This is a genomic window from Rhizobium sp. P32RR-XVIII, from assembly GCF_012641395.1.
Lineage (GTDB): Bacteria > Pseudomonadota > Alphaproteobacteria > Rhizobiales > Rhizobiaceae > Rhizobium.
In genome coordinates this window covers 122,844-143,536 of the sequence record NZ_JABAIH010000005.1, presented here as the reverse complement: position 1 = coordinate 143,536, position 20,693 = coordinate 122,844, and the positions used below count along the sequence as shown (strand labels likewise).

General features: G+C 60.3%; 19 protein-coding genes. 4 read left to right on the top strand and 15 right to left on the bottom strand.

From position 1 onward, the window contains the following. Positions 1–83: 83 nt before the first annotated feature. The 8 genes from mgrA to HGP14_RS16585 all read right to left on the bottom strand — a co-directional run bounded on the left by mgrA (position 84) and on the right by HGP14_RS16585 (position 9,928). Positions 84–1,115 (bottom strand): L-glyceraldehyde 3-phosphate reductase, encoded by a 1,032-nt coding sequence (gene mgrA, locus HGP14_RS16620; protein ID WP_168830970.1) that lies wholly within the window; start codon positions 1,113–1,115, stop codon positions 84–86. Between the two features lie 84 nt (positions 1,116–1,199). Then, positions 1,200–2,333, bottom strand: a complete 1,134-nt coding sequence (locus HGP14_RS16615; RefSeq protein WP_168830969.1) for a Gfo/Idh/MocA family protein — start codon at positions 2,331–2,333, stop codon at positions 1,200–1,202. Between the two features lie 7 nt (positions 2,334–2,340). Then, a complete protein-coding gene (locus tag HGP14_RS16610; protein WP_168830968.1) occupies positions 2,341–3,102 on the bottom strand; it encodes a sugar phosphate isomerase/epimerase in 762 nt (253 codons plus the stop codon). Between the two features lie 42 nt (positions 3,103–3,144). Next, positions 3,145–5,610 (bottom strand): beta-mannosidase, encoded by a 2,466-nt coding sequence (locus HGP14_RS16605; RefSeq protein ID WP_168830967.1) that lies wholly within the window; start codon positions 5,608–5,610, stop codon positions 3,145–3,147. 106 nt (positions 5,611–5,716) lie between these two features. Then, entirely contained in the window at positions 5,717–6,802 is a 1,086-nt protein-coding gene (locus HGP14_RS16600) for an ABC transporter ATP-binding protein (RefSeq protein WP_168830966.1), read from the bottom strand. A 3-nt stretch (positions 6,803–6,805) separates the two neighbouring features. Next, positions 6,806–7,702, bottom strand: a complete 897-nt coding sequence (locus tag HGP14_RS16595; RefSeq protein ID WP_168830965.1) for a carbohydrate ABC transporter permease — start codon at positions 7,700–7,702, stop codon at positions 6,806–6,808. Positions 7,703–7,713: 11 nt separating this feature from the next. Next, on the bottom strand, positions 7,714–8,604 hold the full coding sequence (locus HGP14_RS16590) for a carbohydrate ABC transporter permease (RefSeq protein WP_168830964.1): 891 nt from the start codon (positions 8,602–8,604) through the stop codon (positions 7,714–7,716). Between the two features lie 85 nt (positions 8,605–8,689). Further along, complete coding sequence (locus HGP14_RS16585) at positions 8,690–9,928, bottom strand: ABC transporter substrate-binding protein (protein WP_168830963.1); 1,239 nt, start codon at positions 9,926–9,928, stop codon at positions 8,690–8,692. Positions 9,929–10,385: 457 nt separating this feature from the next. Between HGP14_RS16585 and HGP14_RS16580 the strand changes: the two genes are divergently transcribed. Further along, complete coding sequence (locus tag HGP14_RS16580; RefSeq protein WP_168830962.1) at positions 10,386–11,423, top strand: LacI family transcriptional regulator; 1,038 nt, start codon at positions 10,386–10,388, stop codon at positions 11,421–11,423. 248 nt (positions 11,424–11,671) lie between these two features. Here HGP14_RS16580 and gndA read toward each other — a convergent pair whose 3' ends face one another. Beyond that, positions 11,672–13,123 carry an NADP-dependent phosphogluconate dehydrogenase gene (gene gndA, locus HGP14_RS16575; protein ID WP_205927205.1) on the bottom strand — a complete coding sequence of 484 codons (1,452 nt, stop codon included), beginning with the start codon at positions 13,121–13,123 and terminating at the stop codon, positions 11,672–11,674. A gap of 143 nt (positions 13,124–13,266) precedes the next feature. Here gndA and HGP14_RS16570 point away from each other — a divergent pair, with 143 nt between their 5' ends. The 3 genes from HGP14_RS16570 (at position 13,267) to HGP14_RS16560 (ending at position 14,612) form a co-directional block, all read left to right on the top strand. Then, positions 13,267–13,665 carry an SRPBCC family protein gene (locus HGP14_RS16570; RefSeq protein WP_168830960.1) on the top strand — a complete coding sequence of 133 codons (399 nt, stop codon included), beginning with the start codon at positions 13,267–13,269 and terminating at the stop codon, positions 13,663–13,665. Positions 13,666–13,669: 4 nt separating this feature from the next. Further along, on the top strand, positions 13,670–14,023 hold the full coding sequence (locus tag HGP14_RS16565) for a VOC family protein (protein WP_168830959.1): 354 nt from the start codon (positions 13,670–13,672) through the stop codon (positions 14,021–14,023). Positions 14,024–14,129: 106 nt separating this feature from the next. Then, positions 14,130–14,612, top strand: a complete 483-nt coding sequence (locus tag HGP14_RS16560) for a GNAT family N-acetyltransferase (protein WP_168830958.1) — start codon at positions 14,130–14,132, stop codon at positions 14,610–14,612. 79 nt (positions 14,613–14,691) lie between these two features. Here HGP14_RS16560 and HGP14_RS16555 read toward each other — a convergent pair whose 3' ends face one another. The 6 genes from HGP14_RS16555 to HGP14_RS16530 form a co-directional block, all read right to left on the bottom strand. Next, positions 14,692–15,405 carry a PAS domain-containing protein gene (locus HGP14_RS16555; RefSeq protein WP_168830957.1) on the bottom strand — a complete coding sequence of 238 codons (714 nt, stop codon included), beginning with the start codon at positions 15,403–15,405 and terminating at the stop codon, positions 14,692–14,694. A gap of 188 nt (positions 15,406–15,593) precedes the next feature. Then, positions 15,594–16,529 (bottom strand): lipid A biosynthesis lauroyl acyltransferase, encoded by a 936-nt coding sequence (locus tag HGP14_RS16550; RefSeq protein WP_168830956.1) that lies wholly within the window; start codon positions 16,527–16,529, stop codon positions 15,594–15,596. Positions 16,530–16,533: 4 nt separating this feature from the next. Further along, positions 16,534–17,562 carry a zinc-binding dehydrogenase gene (locus HGP14_RS16545; protein ID WP_168830955.1) on the bottom strand — a complete coding sequence of 343 codons (1,029 nt, stop codon included), beginning with the start codon at positions 17,560–17,562 and terminating at the stop codon, positions 16,534–16,536. 52 nt (positions 17,563–17,614) lie between these two features. Then, the gene (locus HGP14_RS16540) at positions 17,615–18,901 is read right to left on the bottom strand and encodes a beta-ketoacyl-ACP synthase (RefSeq protein ID WP_168830954.1); all 1,287 of its coding nucleotides are present in this window, start codon (positions 18,899–18,901) and stop codon (positions 17,615–17,617) included. An 11-nt stretch (positions 18,902–18,912) separates the two neighbouring features. After that, on the bottom strand, positions 18,913–20,118 hold the full coding sequence (locus HGP14_RS16535; protein ID WP_168830953.1) for a beta-ketoacyl-ACP synthase: 1,206 nt from the start codon (positions 20,116–20,118) through the stop codon (positions 18,913–18,915). Continuing rightward, positions 20,099–20,596 carry a 3-hydroxyacyl-ACP dehydratase FabZ family protein gene (locus tag HGP14_RS16530; RefSeq protein WP_168830952.1) on the bottom strand — a complete coding sequence of 166 codons (498 nt, stop codon included), beginning with the start codon at positions 20,594–20,596 and terminating at the stop codon, positions 20,099–20,101. Before HGP14_RS16530 ends, HGP14_RS16535 begins: the two co-directional genes overlap by 20 nt. Between the last annotated feature and the right edge of the window lie 97 nt (positions 20,597–20,693).

Here is a 20,693-nt window from a genome sequence, read left to right as displayed (position 1 = left end):
GTCGAAAAGAGTGCGACCTATCCCAGAACTCTGACATCGCCCGAGGACGGCGCTAGAACCTATCAATCGGGACCGGCGGCGCCCTACTCCCGCTCTGCGGACTTAGCCCAGAGGTTGATGTCGGCCTCCTTGGCGAAGACATCGATCTGCTTCAGTTCTTCCGCCGTAAACTCAAGATTGTCGAGCGCCTTGACGCAATCGACGATCTGCGAGGAGCGGCTGGCGCCGATCAGCGCCGAGGTGACCCGGCCGCCGCGCAGCACCCAGGCGATCGCCATCTGCGCCAGCGTCTGGCCGCGCTTCTCGGCAATCTCGTTGAGCTTGCGGATATTGTCGATGATCGACGGACGGATGAAATCGCGCTTCAGGAAGTGATTCTGCGCCGCGCGGCTGTCTTCCGGAATACCGCCCAGATACTTGGCCGTCAGCATGCCTTGCGCCAGCGGCGAAAAGACGATCGAGCCCATGCCGACTTCGTCCAGCGTGTCCAGCAGCTTGTCGTCCTCGACCCAGCGGTTGAGCATGGAATAGCTCGGCTGGTGAATGAGACACGGCGTGCCGAGATCCTTGAGGATCTGAGCCGCTTCACGGGTGCGCTGGGAGTTGTAGGAGGAAATGCCGACATAGAGCGCGCGGCCGGAGCGGACGATGTGATCCAGTGCGCCGCAGGTTTCTTCCAGCGGGGTGTCCGGATCGAAGCGGTGCGAATAGAAGATGTCGACATAGTCGAGGCCCATGCGCTTCAGGCTCTGGTCGCAGGAGGCGATCAGATATTTGCGGCTGCCCCATTCGCCGTAGGGACCCGGCCACATGTCGTAACCAGCCTTGGACGAGATGATCAGTTCGTCGCGCAGGCCCGCGAAGTCCGTGCGCAGGATTTCGCCGAAGGCGGTCTCGGCGGAGCCGGGAGGCGGGCCGTAATTGTTGGCGAGGTCGAAATGGGTGATGCCGAGATCGAAGGCCGTGCGGCACATGTCGACCTTGCGGTCGTGCGGCGTGTCACCGCCGAAATTGTGCCAGAGGCCGAGGGAGACGGCAGGCAGCTTCAGGCCGGAACGGCCCGTGCGGTTATATTTCATGTTCGAATAGCGGTCGGAAGCCGGTTGCCAGCTCATGGTCCTAGTCCTTTAAGAAAATCGCGCGGGCAGATCTGCCCGCGCGGGACAATAGTGGTTTGAAGCCTTACTTCAAGAGCGCCCCTACTTCAGAAGTGCCTGGGCCTCTTCGATGCCGAGTGCCGCGGGCTGCGTGCAGGTCGTGGTGAGTTCCACGAACCGGCCTTCCTCGCCCGACTTCAGGATCGAGGTCATGACATCGACGCCATGCAGCGTGCGGTCGAGGGAGCAGCGTGCATCGCGGCCGTCGATCAGGGCCATCGCCATGTCGGCGAGACCTGCGGTGCGGTAGTTGGCGCGCGGGCCGCTCGGGCTTTCCTGGTTGAAGATGCCGAAGGGATGCTCCCAGGCTTCCAGCGGCTTGATCTCCTTGTCGCGGCCGCTAGCCTCGACAACGCCGCCGAAGAAGTTCGGATCCGGCACGTAGAGCGAACCTTCGGTGCCGTAGAGCTCCATGTTGGCATGGCGGTGGGACCACACGTCCCAGCTCGCCGTCAGGGTGATCGTCGCACCGCTGACGAACTCGAGCAGGGCCTGGATCGTCGTCGGCGTCTTGACCGGAATGATCTCGCCGTTGCGCGGCTGGCTGGTAATCGTCCGCGTCTCGGAAGCCATCGAGGTCATAGCGCCGACGCGCCTCACCGGACCGATCAGGTTGATCAGGTTGGCAATGTAGTAGGGGCCGAGGTCGAGGATCGGACCTCCTCCGGGGAGGAAGAAGAAGTCCGGATTCGGATGCCACATCTCCATGCCCGGGCTCATGACGTTGCACGTGCCCGAGGTGATGCGGCCGATGCCGCCCTCGTCGATATATTTGCGGGCGAGCTGATGCGCGCCGCCGAGGAAGGTGTCCGGCGCGCAGCCGACGGAGAGCTTCTTCTCCTTGGCGATGCGGCGCAGGTCCTCGCCCTGTTGCAGCGTCAGCACGAGCGGCTTTTCGGAATAGACGTGCTTGCCGGCTTCAAGAGCGGCCTTCGAGACCGGATAGTGCGCATCTGGAATCGTCAGGTTGACGACGACCTCGATCTCGTCATTGGCGAGAAGTCCCTCAATCGTCTGCGCCTTGACGCCGTATTCCTCGGCGCGCAATTCCGCTGCCTGCACATTGATATCCGCGCAGGCAAGAATTTTCAGGCCCTTGAACAGCGGGGCAAGCGAAAAGTACGTAGTGGAGATGTTGCCGCATCCGATGATGCCGACGCCAAGTTCCTTGGTCATGTTGTCCTCAATAGGTTTTGAAGGATGCGATCGAGCGAGTGATCAGGCGATCGACGTCGCTCGGATTGTCGTGCTCGACGACGTAGTGCTTCGCCTTGGTGCCTTTGAGCGCCGCAATCAGCTTCGCCCAGGCAAGGGTGCCATGACCGACGTCGGCCCAGCCGTCTTCGTTCGTGTTCTCGCCTGATGGAGCGATGTCCTTGACGTGAACGGCGGTGATGCGGGGCCCGAGCTTCTCGATCCAGGCGTAGGGATCGGCGCCGCCGCGAACGACCCAGGCAATATCCGCTTCCCAGGAAATATCCGGCGCGCCTTCGAAAATGCGCTCGATCGGCAGCGAGCCGTCGGCGAGCTTCACGAATTCGAAGTCATGATTGTGCCAGCCGAATTCATAACCGGCGTCCTTGTAGGGCTTTGCCATTTCATGAAGGCGCTTGCCGAAGGCGAGCCAGCCGGCGCTGTCCGCCGGGCGCTTATCGGCGGCCAAATGCGGCGCATAGATCGAATCCATGCCGAGTGACTTGGCAATGTTCAGCGACTTCTTGACGTCGCCGTCGAGGAGATCCGGGCTGAAATGGCCGGTGGCCATCACAAGGCCGTTCTTGTCGAGATCGGCACGCAGGCTCTTGAGACCGGCGTCATCGAGATCGGCATACATGCCGCCGAAACCTTCCACTTCCGAATAGCCGGCTTTGCCGAGCTTTTCGAGGATCGCCGAATAGGGCTGAAAATTGCGGGCGCTGTAAAGCTGAAAACTTAGTTTGGTCATCTTATCCTCCTCGGGCCTCGTGCCCATTCATTTGAATCAGGATCAATCCACGGACTGGCAGGAATGCAGGTCGTAGAAACGGAATTCAGGCAACTCGTCGCCTTCGAGCGGCTGCGCCGGTGTGAAGGTGATGCGGCGAGTCTCGCTGGCCGCCAGATCGAAGGCATTGTCAGAATACTTGCCGTCGGAATCGGTCTCGATCATCACGAAAAGCGCCAGTCCCTTGGCGGTGACGTTGAGGCAGACGGAGCCGTCCTCCTCGACATATTCGCGAGTCACCTGCAGTCCGGCAGGTTCGAGTTCCAGCGCCTTGTAGGTGCCGTGAACGTAATGCCCCTCGCCGCCCATGCCGTTCGAGGCGCTGAAGTGCCAGGCGAGCAGCGTGCCGGCGGGGATGTCCGCCATCTCGACCGTCGTTGCCGTCACGGCAGCATCCGGCGTGCAGACCGCCTGGATATCCTTCAGGTGCCGGCGCTCGCCCTTCATCGTCAGGATCGAGATCGAAAGATCGATGCTGACGTCGGAAAGCGTGTCATTGACCAGTGACAAGCGGATCGTCTTGCCGTCCTCGCTCGGAATGGCGGCGACTGCCACCGGCTGGAAGAAGCGCCTGACGAGATAATGCATCGCCTTCCAGCGGCCGCCGTAATCGAGGCTGGACCAGGATGCGACCGGCCAGGTGTCGTTGAGCTGCCAGTAAATCGTGCCCATGCAATGCGGCTTGAGCGAGCGCCAGTATTCCACCGCCGTCTTGATCGCGAGGCCCTGCTGGATCTGGCTCAGATAGACGAAATTCGGAAAGTCCTTCGGGAAGCGGAAGTAACGGAACATGGTGCCGGCGATGCGCTCGTTGCCGCCGGCATTCTTCTGGTGCAGCTCCATGACCGGCGAGGCGACGTTCATGTCTTTCGCGTCTGCATAGGTCTTGATGACCGGGAGCGACGTGTAGGACTGGAAGCCAAACTCGGAGCAGAAGCGCGGCCTGACCGTCCGGTAATTGTCGAACGACTTGTTCTCGTGCCAGACCGACCAGTAATGCATGTCGCCCGAGCCGTCGGCATGCCAGGCATCGCCGAAATCGAGATAGCCGGAGGCAGGACTCGACGGCCACCACAGCGCACCCGGAAGCGCCTTCTTCAGCGATTGCTCGATGGTGCGGTTCAGACGATCGTAGGAAACGAGGTAACGGTCCCGATCCTTCTTCGGCTCGTCGAACCATGTGAGCGCGCCAACTAGCTCGTTGTCGCCGCACCAGAGCGCGATCGACGGATGCGAGGACAGCCGTTTGACCTGATAGTCGACTTCATGCGCGACGTTCTCGAGGAAATCCTCCGTCGAAGGATAGAGATTGCAGGCGAACATGAAGTCCTGCCAGACCATGAGGCCAAGGCGGTCGCACAGGTCGTAGAAATAATCCTGCTCGTAGAAGCCGCCGCCCCAAACACGGATCATGTTCATGTTGGCGGCTTTCGCCGATTGCAGCAGGTCCTCCGTCTTTCCGGGAGATGAGCGCGAAAACAGCGCGTCCGCAGGAATCCAGTTCGCACCGCGGCAGAAGATTTCGCGGCCATTGACCTTGAAAGCGAAACGGCTGCCGGCAGCATCCGGCGTGGTGACGAGCTCGATGGTGCGAAGGCCGACCTGCTTGGTTACCGTATCGCCCGGAACCTCGACGGAAAGCGCATAGAGCGCCTGCTCGCCGCTGCCGGAAGGCCACCAGAGACGGGGCTTCTCGATATCGAAGACATGGTTGATCGTCGTCTGACCGCTGTTGACGCCGACCTCGAGACGGACGCGCTCGCCATCGAGCGAGAAATGCACCGGCACAATGCCCGGGTTCTTCGCGAAGAGCGTGGCCGTGACTTGCAGTTGAACGCTGCCATCAAGACTATGGATCTGGCGGGTCGTGACGTGCTCTATGCGGGCGGTTTCGAGCTTCCTCAGCGCGATCGTTCCGTAAAGGCCGAGCGGCGCAATGGCGATGTTCCAGTCCCAGCCGAAATGGCATTGCGCCTTGCGCAGCATATTGCCATTGGCGATCGGTGAATTGCCCGGATGATAGGGAATGTAGAAAGGCTGCTTGCTCTGGCGTTCGGCACCGGCGGCAATGCTCGAATGCAGCACGATGCGGATCGTGTTGTCGCCCGCTTTCAGCATGCTTGAAACATCCGGCCGGTAGCGGCGGAAGCAGTTGTCGGACGAAAGCGCTAGCAAGCCGTTGACGAAGACCGATGCGACGGTGTCGAGGTAATCAATATCGAGACACCAGTCGCCCTCAGTGTCCTGTAGCGAAAAGCTCCGCTCAATCACCCAGTCCTTGTGCGCAACCCATTGCACCTGCTCTTCGTTGCGGCCGAAATACGGGTCGGCAATGAGCTCTGCGGAGTGAAGCGCCGTGTGGACATCACCCGGTAGCGTGATCACGCTCCTGATCTCGCCATCGGTGGAGGCGAGCTGCCAGGTACCGGACAGATCGATACTGGAGGCGTTCTTCGGCAAGGAAGTCATGACATTATCCTGATCAGGCCGCCGGGGAGGTTGCGGCCGAATTTGGACGGCCGACTGGCCGCATTGAAGATCAGGCGGAGCTTGCGGCCCCGCCCCGCATTGCGATTCAGATCCGCTTTTCGGTCTCGGCGTCGAAAAGCGATGCCAGCGACATGTCGAAACTGAGCTTCACCGGCGTCCCTGCCTTGAAGCGGCGCGCGCCGTTGATGCGAACCGACATCACATGGCCTGCATGCTTCAGCCACAGAAGGTTGTCGGCGCCCATCGGCTCTTCGATGTCGACGGTGGCATCGTGCACTTCCGGCCCGAGATTTTCATCGACCTTGATGTGTTCCGGACGCACCCCAAGAACGACTTTGCGGCCCGCCTGCAGCGGTTCCGCCGCTTCATAGCCCTCGAGCGAGAAGCTGACGCCGTTCGCGGTGAACACCGGCTTACCGCCGTTCTTGGTCAACTCGCCTTTGAGGAAGTTCATCGACGGCGAACCGATGAAGCCCGCGACGAAGAGGTTGCGCGGCTTGTTGTAGATCGTCGTCGGATCGTCGAGCTGCTGGATGATGCCGCTCTTCATGATCGCGATGCGATCGGCGAGCGTCAGCGCCTCGATCTGGTCGTGGGTCACGTAGATCATCGTGTTCTTCAGCGATTGGTGGAGCCGCTTGATCTCGACGCGCAGTTCCGAACGGAGCTTGGCGTCGAGGTTGGAGAGTGGCTCATCGAAGAGGAATACGTCGACGTCGCGCACCAGGGCACGGCCGATCGCCACGCGCTGGCGCTGGCCGCCGGAAAGCTCGGCTGGCTTGCGCTTCAAGAGCGGCTGGATCTGCAGAATTTCGGCAGCACGCGCCACGCGCTTTTCGATCTCGGCCTGCGGCACCTTCGCAACGCGAAGACCGAAGGAGAGGTTCTTCTCGACGCTCATCTGTGGATAGAGCGCATAGGACTGGAACACCATGCCGATGCCGCGATCCTTCGGCTCCTCCCAGGTGACGTTCTTGCCCTTGATGAAGATCTGCCCCGCGGATGCATCGAGCAGTCCCGCGATGCAGTTGAGCAGTGTGGACTTGCCGCAGCCGGACGAACCAAGCAGCACCAGGAATTCGCCGTCATTGATGTCGAGGTTCAGATCCTTAAGAACGCTGACGGCGCCGAAATTCAGCGACAGATCTTTGATGGAAACGCTTGTTTTCATGGATCAACCTTTCACTGCGCCGGCGGCGATACCGCGAACGAAGAGACGCCCGGAGACGAAGTAGACGATAAGGGGCACAGCGCCGGTAAGCAGCGTTGCGGCCATGTTGACATTGTATTCCTTCACGCCCTGAACGGCATTGACGATGTTGTTGAGCTGCACCGTCATCGGAAAATTCTGGTTGCCGGCGAAGATCACGCCAAACAGGAAGTCGTTCCAGATGCCGGTGATCTGGATGATCATCGAGACGACGAAAATCGGCAGCGACATCGGCAGCATGATGCGGAAGAATACCTGCCAGAATCCGGCCCCGTCCACGCGAGCTGCCTTGAAGAGTTCGGGCGGCAGCGACGCGAAGTAGTTGCGGAAGAGCAGCGTATTGATCGGCATGCCGAAGATCGTGTGCACCAGGACGACGGCCCAGATGGTCGAGAAGATGCCGAGCTCGCGCATGATGATGACGAGCGGATAGAGCATTACCTGATAGGGGATGAAGGCGCCGAAGAGCAGGATCGTGAAGAACACTTCCGACCCTTTGAAGCGCCAGTAGGAGAGCCCGTAGCCATTCACGGATGCGATGGCCACCGAGATGATGACACTCGGAATGGTGATCTTCACCGACTTCCAGAAACCGACACTGATGCCGGAGCATTCGAGGCCGGTGCAGGCCTGGCTCCATGCCTTGACCCAGGGCTCGAAGGTGATCTGTACCGGCGGCGCGAAGATGTTGCCCATGCGGATTTCTGTCATGTCCTTCAGAGACGTGACGACCATCACGTAAAGCGGAAGGAGATAGTAGAGCGCGGCGACCGTAAGCACGCTGTAGAGGATGATGGTCGACGGTGCGAACATGCGCCTCGGCTTTGCACCAAACGGTTCGTCTGCAGAGATAACTGCCATGATCGGGCTCCTCAGGATCGTTTCTGGCGGAACTCGGAGAGAGCCCACGGAACCAGGATGATGAAGACGGTGACGAGCATCACGGTGGATGCCGCAAGCCCCTGCCCGAGATTGGCGCGCTCGAACATGAACGAATAGACGTATTTTGCAGGCACTTCCGATGCGAAACCAGGTCCGCCCTGCGTCATCGCGACGACGAGGTCATAGACGCGCACGATGCCCGAGGCGACGATGACGAGCGTCGTGACAAAGACGCCGCGCATCATCGGAATGATGATGAAGAGATAGGTGCGCCATGCCGGGATGCCGTCGACGCGGGCGGCCTTCCAGATTTCGGAATCGATACCGCGCAGACCCGCAAGCATCAGCACCATGACAAGTCCCGTCCCCTGCCACAGGCCAGCGACGACCAGCGCATAAATGACGGTGTTCTTGTCGCCGAGCAGGGCCAGGCTGCCGCCCGGAAGGCCGAGATCGTTGAGGACCTTCGGGACGCCGAGGCTGGGATCGAGAATCCACTGCCAGACGAGTCCCGTCACGATGAACGACAGCGCGAACGGATAGAGAAAGATCGTGCGGAACGTGTTCTCGAAGCGGATCTTCTGATCGATGAGAACGGCCAGCAGGAAACCGATGACGAAGACAAATGTCAGTACGCAGATGCCATAGGTCGCAAGGTTGATGACCGACTGGTTCCAGCGCGCACTGCCGAACAGGCGCCGGTACTGATCGAAGCCGACGAAATCGGTTGTCGGCAAGAGTCGCGACGACGTGAATGAGTAGAAAACGGTCCAGAGCGTGCAACCGATGAAAATCACGATGACCGTCAGCATCATCGGGATTGCCGCGATCTTCGCATTGAGGTTGCGCAACAGGCCAAACGGCCGGCCGGGGTGAGCCATCGATACCTCCTGTGGGCGGCGCGGGCGCGGGCGGACTACCGCCCGCGCCCGTAAGCCGTCTCAAGTCGTAAGAGCGTCTATGGCCTTACTGGGCCTGTGAGATGATATCGACCTGACGGTCGATCGCGTCATCCACGGACATCTTGGAGCTGAAGAACTCGAGCGCGAGATCCTGCAGCTGGCCCTGCGTATCGGAGTCGAGCATCTGCTCGGTCGAAGGCAGAACGTTGTCGAGGTTCGAAAGGATCTCGATGCCCTTCTTCATGCAGGCATTGGCCGCATTGAGATCGACATCGCCGCGCACCGGCAGCGAACCCTTGACCAGGTTGAACTTGACCTGGACTTCCTTGGAAAGAAGCATCTTGGCGAGTTCGAGCTGCGCCTTGGTCACGTCAGGATTGCTGTTCTTCGGGAAGTAGAAGGCATCGCCGCCCGTGTCGAGCTGCGGGTTGTAGCCAAGACCGGGAAGGCAATCATAATCCGTGCCTGCCACCTTCTTCGCCACACCGAATTCGCCCTGCGCCCAATCGCCCATGATCTGAGCGGCGGCCTTGCCCTCGATCACCATGTTGGTGGCGACATTCCAGTCGCGGCCGGAATAGGACGGATCGACCATATCGCGGGCCTGGGCGAAAGCTTCCCATACCTTGCGGTTCTGATCACTGCGGATGGCTTCCTCGCTCTTCTTGTCGTTGATGGCGAGGTAGAGTTCCTTGCCGCCGATACCGGCCTGCATGACGTTACGGATACCTTCGACCTGCCACGGGGCACCCGTCGCAAGCGGGGTGACGCCTTTCTCCTTGAGCTTCGACGCGTCGGCTGCGAGTTCCTCCCAGTTCTTCGGAACAGCCATGCCGTTGTCTTCGAACACGTGGCGGTTAACCCACATCCACTGCCAGGAGTGAATGTTGATCGGCACGCAGTAAATCTTGCCTTCGTAGGTGCAGGCGTCGAGCAGCTTCGCCGGACGGATAACGTCCTTCCAGTGCTCCGCCTCGGCGAGCGGCGTCAGGTCCGTCATGAGGCCGGCCTTGATGAGCTCTTCGGCGTCGCGGCCGGTGTTCATCTGGGTCGCGCCCATCGGATTGCCACCGAGAATACGGCTGATGATGATCGGATTGGCGGTGGTGCCGGAACCGGCAATTGCGCCATCGACCCACTTGTTGTCGCCAAGCGCATTGTAGCTATCGGCAAGAACCTTGACGGCGGCGGCTTCACCGCCGGATGTCCACCAATGGGTGACTTCAAGATCGGTTGCGTGGGCCGCACCGAGCGGAAGCGCCACCGACGCGGCAAGCACAGCCGCAAACGAACGAAACTTCATGAGTTCTCCTCCCTCACTGAAACGTTGCCGGAAAAACTTAGTTCAATCGATATTTTGGCGCAACCGCCCGCCCACAAAAAATTTTCCTGGACAGCTCCCGCGGCTGTAAACGGCTGTCTGGATCTCGCTATCTTGCATCGATCGCACTGCGTTTCGCGGCGACGACAGACCCGCGTGAATGCATTTAATTAATTGATATCATGTGATATTTTTCATATGCATGTCGGTCTTTGCAGAAAATCTGTTTCGCATGTGCAAAAACCTTCTTGTCGGCATTCAAGTCGCATCTTGAGTAGGGAATGCTGCATTGCAACCAGCAAAAAGTTCTCGACATTCCGACTGTATCGTTACAGATTTCTCCTCGCGAGTAAGCACCGGCTTTAGCAGAGGGCCTGCTTACAGCGCCGCGCAAAACATTCTATAAGCGGATCGAAATCGCGCGAGGTGGCGTAAAGGAATGGAAAGCAAGGGAAATCTGGGGGGAGCGGCATCGGGCTTGCAACGCGAACGGCCGACGCTCAAGACAATCGCCTTCATGACCGGGCTGGGCATCACCACCGTCTCGCGGGCGCTCAAGGATGCACCGGATATCGGCGCGGAAACCAAGGAGCGTGTACGCATGGTGGCGCGCCAGCTCGGTTATCAGCCGAACCGCGCGGGCGTGCGCCTTCGAACCGGCAAGACCAACGTCATCGCGCTCGTCCTCAGCATCGACGAAGAGATCATGGGTTTCAGCAGCCAGATGGTCTTCGGCATATCCGAAGTCCTGACCGGCACGCCGTACCACATCGTCGTCACGCCGCATTCGCACAGCAAGGACCCGATGCTGCCCGTGCGCTACATCCTGGACACCGGCTCTGCCGATGGCGTCATCATTTCCCGTATCGAGCCCGACGATCCGCGCGTGCGTCTTCTTGTCGAGCAGAACATGCCGTTCGCGACCCACGGACGGACCGACACTGGGCTGGTGCACCCCTATCACGATTTCGACAACGAGGCCTTCGCCCACGAGGCGGTGAAGAAGCTTGTCAACCGTGGCCGCAGGCATATCGCCCTGCTCCAGCCGCCGAGCAAGCTGACCTATTACGCTCATACGCGCATCGGCTTTCAAACGGGCCTTCACGACTACGGCGCCGACGAGGTGCCGCTGCGCGTCAACATCGATGCGCCGCTGGAGGAGATCAAGAACGCCGTTGAAACGCTGATGCGATCATCCAGCGCCCCCGACGGCATCGTCTGTTCGGCGGGAAGTGCGGCCATTGCCGTCAACGCCGGCATCGAAGCGGCAGGAAAGCGCTTAGGCTACGATATCGACATGGTCTCGAAGCAATCCGCGCCGATCCTGAACTGGATCAGGCCGGAGATCATCACCGCCTACGAAGACGTTCGCCATGCAGGCCGGGAAATGGCGAAGGCCGTGATCGCGCGCATTGACGGCATCGAGCCCGAGTTGCTGCAAAGCATCAGCAAACCGGTCTGGCCGGATGGGAAATAAGCTTGATGGGAGGCTGCCTCCCGACCTGAGACGCCCGCGCGCTCCTTCATTCCCGTGCTTGTCACAGGAATCTAGTGCGCCCATGTCCATGGGCGCGGGAAACTCTCTTACCTGAAGAAAAATAAGTCATCCCACTGCGCGGACGCGCCGCGGCTGGATTCCTGTGACAAGCACCGGAATGACGGAGGATACGGCAATAAAAAAGCCCGACCGAAGCCGGGCTTTCCTTCAATTCGTAAAGCGCAACCTCAGAAGGTCGCCGCACCGCTCCCCCACGGTCCGTGATGGAAATCCTTGCCGTCGACACGGTCGAAGCCATGCGCGCCGAAGAAGTCACGCTGCGCCTGGATGAGGTTGGCAGTGCCGCGGCCCTGGCGGTAGGCGTCGAAATAGGTGAGCGCCGAGGTGAGTGCCGGCACCGGCAGGCCAGCCTGGAGCGCAGCTGTGACGACGCGGCGGAGCGACGGGACCGATTCCTTGACCATCTCCGAAAAGGCCGGCGTCACGATGAGATTTGCCGCATCTGGGGCCTTGGTGAAGGCACTGGTGATCTCATCGAGGAACTGCGAGCGGATGATGCAGCCGGCGCGCCAGATCTTCGCGATCGTCGGCATCGGAAGCGACCAGTTGAACTCGCGGGAGGCTTCCGCCATGACGGCAAAGCCCTGCGCGTAGGCACCGATCTTTGCGGCAAACAGTGCCAGCTCCAAATCCTTGTCAAGTTCCGGACCGTAAGCGATCGGGAACTTGTATTCCGGCTTGCCGAAGATCTTCTCGGCAGCTTCGCGCTGCTCCTTCATCGAGGAGATGCTGCGAGCGGCGACGGCAGCCTCGATGGCGGTCGCCGGAATACCCATGTTCTGTGCTTCGATCGCCGACCACTTGCCGGTACCCTTCTGGCCGGCCTTGTCGAGGATCATGTCGACCATCGAGCCCTTGGAGATCGGATCGGTAGCGGCGAGCACCTTCTCGGAAATCTCAATCAGGTAGGAGTTCAGGCGGCCCTTGTTCCACTGACCGAAGATCTTGCTGATCTCCTGCGAATCCTTGCCGAGACCGTCGCGCAGGATGCCGTAGATTTCGGCGATCATCTGCATGTCGGCATATTCGATGCCGTTATGGATCGTCTTGACGAAGTGGCCGGCGCCATCGTTGCCGAGCCATGCGACGCAGGGATCGCCATTGTACCTGGCTGCAATCGAGGTGAGAACCTTCTCCACGCGCTTCCAGGAGTCTTCGGTTCCGCCGACCATGATCGACGGGCCGTGGCGGGCACCTTCCTCGCCGCCGGAAACGCCCATGCCGATGAAGGTGAGGCCTGTATCCTTGAGGCGATCGAAGCGGGCAACCGTATCGCGGAAGTTGGCATTGCCGGCATCGATCATGATGTCGTTCTTCTCCAGATGCGGGCGCAGCGCCTCCATTTGCTGATCGACCGGATCACCTGCCTTGATCATGATAATGATCGGGCGCGGCGGGCGGATCGCCGCAACGAACTCCTCGATCGTCTTGCACGGGATGATCTGCTTCTTGAGATCGCCGGCGCTTTCGTAGAATTCATCCGTCTTCTCAGGAGTGCGGTTGAAGACCGCTATCTTGTTGCCTTTTTCCGCAATGTTGAGCGCCAGATTGGAACCCATGACGGCAAGGCCGATCAGCCCGATTTCTGCCTTTTCCACGATACACCTCCGATGTGTCATTCCGGACCGGTGTTGTGGCACTCTCCGGCCAAAACGGCAAGTACAGAAGGCCGCCAATCGGTCTGCCGGCGCCGGATCAACTTTTCCCAACATGGAGCCTTCCCTCTGCTACAGTAAGCCGAGGAGACGCCGAGGAAAGCAAGATGAGCACCCTGCCCGCCAAAATCGTTCACTGCTCGGTCGACCGCAACTGGAAGGACGTCTACGACTTTGCCGGCAAGCCGGAGAACATGCCGCTCTGGGCCTCCGGACTGGCCTCGGGTCTCGAGCCGGATGGAAACGACTGGATCGCGCACGGCGTCCTTGGATCAGTGCGGGTGAGCTTTGTTCCACGCAATGAGTTCGGCGTGATCGACCATACGGTTACGATCGAAAGCGGGCTGCGGGTCTACAACGCTTTGCGAATCGTCCCGAATGGCAGCGGCTGCGAGGTGATGTTTACACTGTTGAGACAGCCAGGCATGACGGACGAGCAGTTCGCAGCCGATGCGGCCCACGTGCAGAAAGATCTCGGCGCCTTGAAATCATTGATGGAGATGTAATTCCATGGAAAAGAGCGCAAACGACCTGAAGATCGACTACGTCGAATTCAACGTCACCGATATAGCGGCGGCAAGGAGCTTCTACGGGGATGCATTCGGTTGGCGTTTCACGGATTACGGTCCCAATTACTGTGAGTTCGATGACGGCCGCCTGAAGGGCGGTTTCACCAATCTCGCGCCGCCGCGCCCCGGCGGCCCGCTCGTGATCCTTTACGCGGACAATCTAGAAGAAGCCGTATCGAAGGTGGAGCGCGCCGGAGGCACGATCGCAAAGCCGATCACCGCCTTCCCGGGCGGCAGGCGATTTCATTTCCTCGACAAGGACGGGTACGAGCTCGCAGTGTGGAGCAAGGTCTAGCGGACAAAATCTGATATTTGAATCCCGCCCCGACAAAATCATCACCGCCGTCAGACGCGGGCACCAAACGCTGGATTCGATCCGCTGGCAGCTCTATCCTGCGAACATGAGTGGAGACAGAGACACCATCCTTCGGGCAGCGCGACGGGAAGACTTCCCCAACCTGCGCGCTATTCTTTACGATACGTTCGAGAGCACCTGGCGGCCCAACATTACGGGGACCGCTGCGCAAGCGTTTATTCAAGAAGATGGACCCGCTGCCTATGTGGGCGAGCGCGGGCTTCACTTCTGGGTGGCCGAGGTGGCCGGTGAGGTCGTCGGCTTCGTCGATTGGGAGGGCGATTTTGTGAACGCCCTTCACGTGCGCTCACCGCATGCTCGACAGGGCATCGGACGACGCCTCATGGATCATGCGGAAGTGCAGATTGCGCGCGCCAGCTTTGCCTCGGCACGATTGGAAACCGATACATTCAATCACCGCAGCCAGGCCTTCTACGCAGCCCGAGGCTACCGTGAGGCCGAGCGCTATCCGGACGAGGAGTGGAATAGCGGCCTGACGACGATCTTGCTCGTAAAGCCGCTGTCCTGAGAGTGGCCGCCCCACAGTCAGATCCCGTGAAAGGTCCGTCCGTCGGACACGAACTATCCGTTAGATTCTCACTACTAGCCTAGGCTGCGATTGATGAAACTGCGGCGGCCGCGGCGGTTTCAATCACCACGAGCGCCCCCAGAACCTGGCCCGACGAATCACGAAGCGGCGACATGCGGCAGCGCACGCTCCTGCTTCCATTGCGCTGCTCGTAGTAGAAATCGACGAGCTGACCGGCAAAACAGGCATCGAAGTTGACCTTCGACCGTGCCAGGAACCGCTCCTCGCCGATAAACTCCATCACGTGCCGACCGACCATATCGATCGGCTTGCGTCCGAGATATGCGCAATTGACCTGATTGGAATAAAGATAACGGTAATCGGGTGTGACCACGGCAACGCGATCAGGCAACGTTTCCAGAATTGCCCAGTTCAGAAAATTCCCATTGTCGATATCGGGCATGTAGCGCTTTGGTGACGCCAACGGGATTTGTTGCGGAGACGCGAATTCCCGGCGCGGTGACGTTCCGAAATAGCGATTGAGCAGCGACGTGAGGACTGCCGCATGATTGCTGACGCTGGTGCCCTCGTCGACCTCCTGTTGCAACAAGTAGGCGACAAATTGGAGCTGCATGCACATTTCCAGCAAGGTTGCAGCATTATAGTTCAGGATCACTTGAACCAGAGGTTCGATATCGCAATCTAAAGTTGCAACACGCACATCGTCGCCGACGCGTATGGCTTCCTCAATCTGCGTGCACCGCGATGTAAAAGCTTGCAAAAGTTCAAGCAAGGCGCCCCCCAGGTCGCTCGTTTCTCTAAGAGATTCAACTTGTACCTGCTTTAGCGAAATGCAACGCACGCCACATCTTCACGCACGCCGCTACTCGCCTTAGTAGAAGGGCTAACATGAACAGCGTTCATATTCAACGCGACGTCGGATCGAATTTTAATGGATGAAATATAAGGGGAGGCACCTCTTCAATTAAGAATTTCGTGCTTTACCTTCCAGCGGTCGTGGTACCAAAGCCATTGCGCGGGATATTCCCGCACCCAGCTTTCAACCTTGTCGTTCAACATCTGAGCAGTCGCCGTAACGTCGAGATTGCCCTTCTCGTCACGGGGCATTTCGAGCTTCAGCTCGATCTCCAACCGGTAGCGGTTGCCAGGCAGCCGGATGCAGCGTGCGGGGTACACATCGCAATTGAACTGCCGTACGAGTTTCGGCAGTAGCGGGTTCGTCTTGACATTCAGGCCAAAGAACTTGGTCTTCAGCCCCTTTCGGAACTTCTGGTCGACAAGGACGCCGACGCCCTGCCCGGCTTCGAGCTGGCGAGCCAGCGCAAAGGATGAGCCGGCATGCGACGGTACGAGCTTGCCCATGCGGGCGCTGCGGAAATCGAAGATTTTCTGGGCGACATAAGGGTTGTTCGGCGGGCGGAACAGTACCGTCACCTGCAGGCCGAAAGCGGCGCCGGCCACCGGCAGGAGTTCAAAGTTGCCGGTATGTGCGGTGAACACGATGAACGGGCGCGGATTGTCCCGCAGTTCCATGAAAATCGGAATGCCCGAAACCTCGACCCGGCCGGGCTCCGGCCGGTAGTAGTCGTAATCGAATAACCGATCTAGGAACACGTACTCCGCCGCCAGACGCCCCATATTGCCCCAGCTCGCCACAGCAATCGCTTCGATCTCCGCATCACTCTTTTCCGGAAAGGCGTTGCGCAGATTGAAGAGCATCAGCTTGTGGCGGGGCGTGTGCGGACCGATCTTGCGCGTCAGCCAATCGGCAAAGGAGATCGCACCGTCGGCTGGAAAAATCTTCAGGAAATTCAGGAAGCCGAACATCAGCTGAGCGATCAGCCATTGACGAAAACGCTCCAGCTTCAGAACGATCCTAGTGATGAAGAGCTTCACAGGCTCAGTCCATCTTCAGGATGATCTTGCCGAAGATCTGACGAGACTCCATCCGCTCGAGCGCGCGGTCGATGTCATCGAAGCTGACCTCGGTATCGATGACCGGATGAACGAGGCCACGCCCCATCTTCTGCATGGCGTCCGCCATATTTTCCATACGGCAGCCGAAGGAGCCCAGGAGCTTCAGCTGCTGCTGGAAGAGCATCATGAGGTTCATCTCGGTGGAAACGCCCGAGGTCGAGCCGCAAGTGACCAGACGGCCGCCCCGTTTCAGGCAAAGCATGGAGCCGGCCCAAGTATCCTTGCCTACGTGTTCGAAGACGACGTCGACGCCCTTCTTCTTGGTGAGCTTGCGCACGACGCCCTCGAAGCGGTCCGTCCGATAATTGATCACGTGATCGGCACCAAGGGCCTTCGCCCTCTCGATCTTGTCGTCCGAGCCTACGGTGGTGATCACCGTGCAGCCGATCTTCTTCGCGAGCTGAATCGCGGCCGTGCCGATGCCGGAGCCGCCGGCATGAACGAGGATCGTCTCGCCCGGCTCGAGCTTGGCATTGTCGAACAGCATATGCTCGACGGTACCGAAGGTGACCGGCGCAAGGGCGGCGCCCACAGCATCGACGCCGGGAGGTGCCGGAACGAGAAGGCGGGCGGGGAGGTTCACCTTCTCCTGCGCGAAGCCGTCGAGATGGAAGCCGTGCACGCCCGAGACATGTTCGCAGAGGTTGTCACGGCCTTCGCGGCACGGACGGCAGAGGCCGCAGGTGCGCGCGCCGTAGATGGCGACGAGCTGGCCGGGCAGAACATTCGCGACGCCAGGCCCGATGGCTTCCACGACGCCCGAGGCCTCCGCACCGATGACGAGCGGCATCTTGCGCTTGGCAAATGCCATGCCGCGCCAGCCCCAGACATCGATATGGTTGAGGGCGACCGCCTTGACGCGCAGCGTCACCTCGCCTGCGGCCGGAGCGTCCGGCTCCGGCAGGTCAGTGATCTCAAGCTTGCGGTCGTCGACCAGTTGCAAAGCGCGCATAGAAAACCTTTCGCCTCGAAGGCGTTTTATCTCTCTTATCTTTGGGAACCGCTTAAGCCGGTTCGAGCGCCATGACAAGGCTGGCGTTCTGTCCACCGAATCCGAAGGAGTTCGAAAGCACGGCGGAAACCTGTTGCGCACGCTTCTTGTTCGGCACGACGTCGAGGACGATCGCCGGATCCGGATTGTTATAGTTGATCGTCGGCGGCAGCGTTCCGGTCAGCATCGTCTGCAGCGAGAACACCGCTTCGACCGCACCGGCTGCCGTCAACGTATGGCCGATCATCGACTTGTTGGACGACAGCGGAATGGCGGGCATGCGGTCGCCGAAGACGGCGAGCATGGAAGCATATTCCATCTTGTCGTTCTCCGGCGTCGAGGTGCCGTGCGCGTTGATGTAGCCGATTTCGGTGTGGTCGATGCCCGCATCCGCGAGCGCTGCGCGGATTGTAGCGATCGCAGGCCCGCCATCCGGCGACGACCGCGTGCGATGGAAGGAGTCGGCCTTGTCGCCCGCACCCTTCATGATGCCGAGCACCTTGGCGCCGCGTGCAATGGCGGCTTCCAGTGATTCCAGCACGAGCGTGGCTGCACCCTCGGCGATGACGAAGCCGTCGCGATCCTTGCTGAACGGCTTCGATGCCTTCGTCGGCGGATCGTTTTGCGTCGAAAGCGCCGAAAGAAGGGAGAAGCGGATGAGGGCTTCCGCGCTCAGCGAAGCATCGGTGGCAACGGCAAGCGCGCGGTTGGTACGGCCCTGCCGGATCGCTTCGATGCCGAGCTGGATGGCGGTCGCGCCGGATGCACAGGCGGTCGACAGCGTCACCGGCAGGCCGCGCGTGCCGAAACGGTCGGCGAGGCGTTCGGAGATCGCACCAAAGAGCGCCGCCTCGTGAAATGCCGCGTCCGTGCGCTTGCGCATGGCCGCAAGGAAGCGTTCGTAGACGTCACCCGCATGGTCGGACGGCGGCGAACGGTCGCCGAGGTCGAAGCGCGCGCTCCATTCCGGCTCGATCGGTGGAGCCGCCAGGAACAGCGGACCGTTGAAGTCACCGGAGATATCGGCGTCGGCCAGCGCTTCGATCGTTGTTTCGCGAGCGAGCGCGTAGGACCGTTCGACGGCGTTTGGCACCGGAATGTCGATGAAATCGACCGTGCCGGCGATGCGGGTCGAAAGTCCGTCAGTCGGGAAGCGCGTGATCTCATGGATGCCGGAGGTGCCGGACGTCAAAGCCTCCCAGTTGTCCTTGAGCCCCTGGCCGAGCGAGGTGATGATGCCCATGCCGGTGACCGCGACGATCGGACGGCCGAGATGATCCTTGTAAGCAGACTCTGTCATTTGATCACTCCTCACGCTTCCGCGGAAAGAACGGCGACACCTTCGCCGCGCTGGTGGCCGACCGTGGTGACGACGGCCGCGGTTGCACCCGCGCTCATCGGCTTTTCCTGGGCGGCGTCGAAAGGCGGAACCTTGGCTTTTCTATCAACGGCGAGTGCAGCGAAAGCAAGGCCAACGGTAAACTGTGCTTCTATGGCATGGCCGGAAACGCCGCCGAAGCCGCGGACGGCCGCGCCCGGGAGCTGATGCTCGAGGACCGCCTTCTCGCGTGCGGCCAGATCATGCATGCCGGTCGAGCCCGAGAAGATGGCGGTGCTTTCCGGCGGCAACGCCTTCGCCGGACGAAGCAGACGCTCGAGGCGGGCTTCGAGGTTTCCGGCATTGCGGCTCCCGCGATCGCCTTCGATGGAATCGATCGTGGCATAGATATGCGCGCCGCGCTCTTCGGCGTGCTTGCGCGATTCGAGCACGAGGAACGCACCCGCTGTTCCCAGGATCATGCCGCCGCCTTCACCGTCCTTGCGGGACCAAAGGGGAGCCCAATTGCCCCGCGCGTGGGCGCCGATCGATTCGGGGAGCAGGATCATGTCCTGGCGCTCGGCAGCAAAAGCGCCACCGACAAGCGTATGCGAAGATTCGCCGGACTTGATCCGGTAGAATGCAGTCTCGACGGCGGAGATGCCGGCCGCTTCCTCGCCCATGAAGGTACGCGAGGAACCGGTGACCTTGTGAACGATCGAGATATTGCCGGCGAGCAGGTTGGAAAGCTGCGCCAGGAAGAGCGTCGGACGCAGTTCCGTGGTCAGCTTCTCATTGAGCAGTAGCTCGCGGTCATTGCGCTTCAGGCCCTCGTCGACGATCAGCGTGTCGACATTGATGTCGCGCTCGCCGCCACCGGCCGCCACGATCATGTCCATGGTGCCGCACGCCGCCGCGTCATCCTTGAAGCCCGCGTCATCGAGAGCAAGGCCGGCGGCAAAGACGCCGATCCGCTGCCAGTTTTCCATCTGCCGCTGATCGCCTCGCTTGGCGATCTGCTCTGACCAGTCGATTTCGGGCAGCGGGTGGACCGGATAGGGCTTGAACTTCTCGGTCTCGACGACCGGCTCCGGCGCGCGGCTGGCAGTCAGCAGCGCGACATGCGCCTCCGTGCCGACGCCCTGACAGGTGACAATACCAACGCCGGTAATGACGACATCATTTTGAGCCTTGCTCATCCCTTCCTCCCTGTCGAGCGATTGCATCCATAAGGCCTATTTCGCTCGCGCGCTTCTTCACGATATCGCCAAGCGGAATCTCACTGAAAGGCATGGTACGCAGCTTCAATTGCGCATCGCAGACCTTCTTGCCGCCGCTCGTGATCTTGGCCTTGGTCACGGCAAAGCCGGATCCGTCATGCTCCAGAACCGCCTCGATGTCGAGGACCGCCTCGGGCTCGACAAAGGTGCGCATCTTGGCGCCATCGACCGACATCAGGAAGGGCATCGCGGCAAAGTCTGTCGCCGCCAGCACCAGCATGCCGGATGCCTGCGCCATGGTTTCGATGAGAAGAACGCCCGGAACGAGCGGCATGCCTGGAAAATGGCCTTCGAAGACAGGGCTTTTCGCCGGCACGACCGAACGTGCCTTGAGCGTACCCTTTTCGAGGTCAACCGTTTCTATGCGGTCAATCATCTGGAAATATTCCAGCAGCATCGGATCCTCCGGCCCGGCGGAAAAGAGACCGCCGAAGACGCCTAGTTAGGAACAAAACCGCCCGGCCGCTACGGTTCGCAGAGGCAGGGCGGAAAAA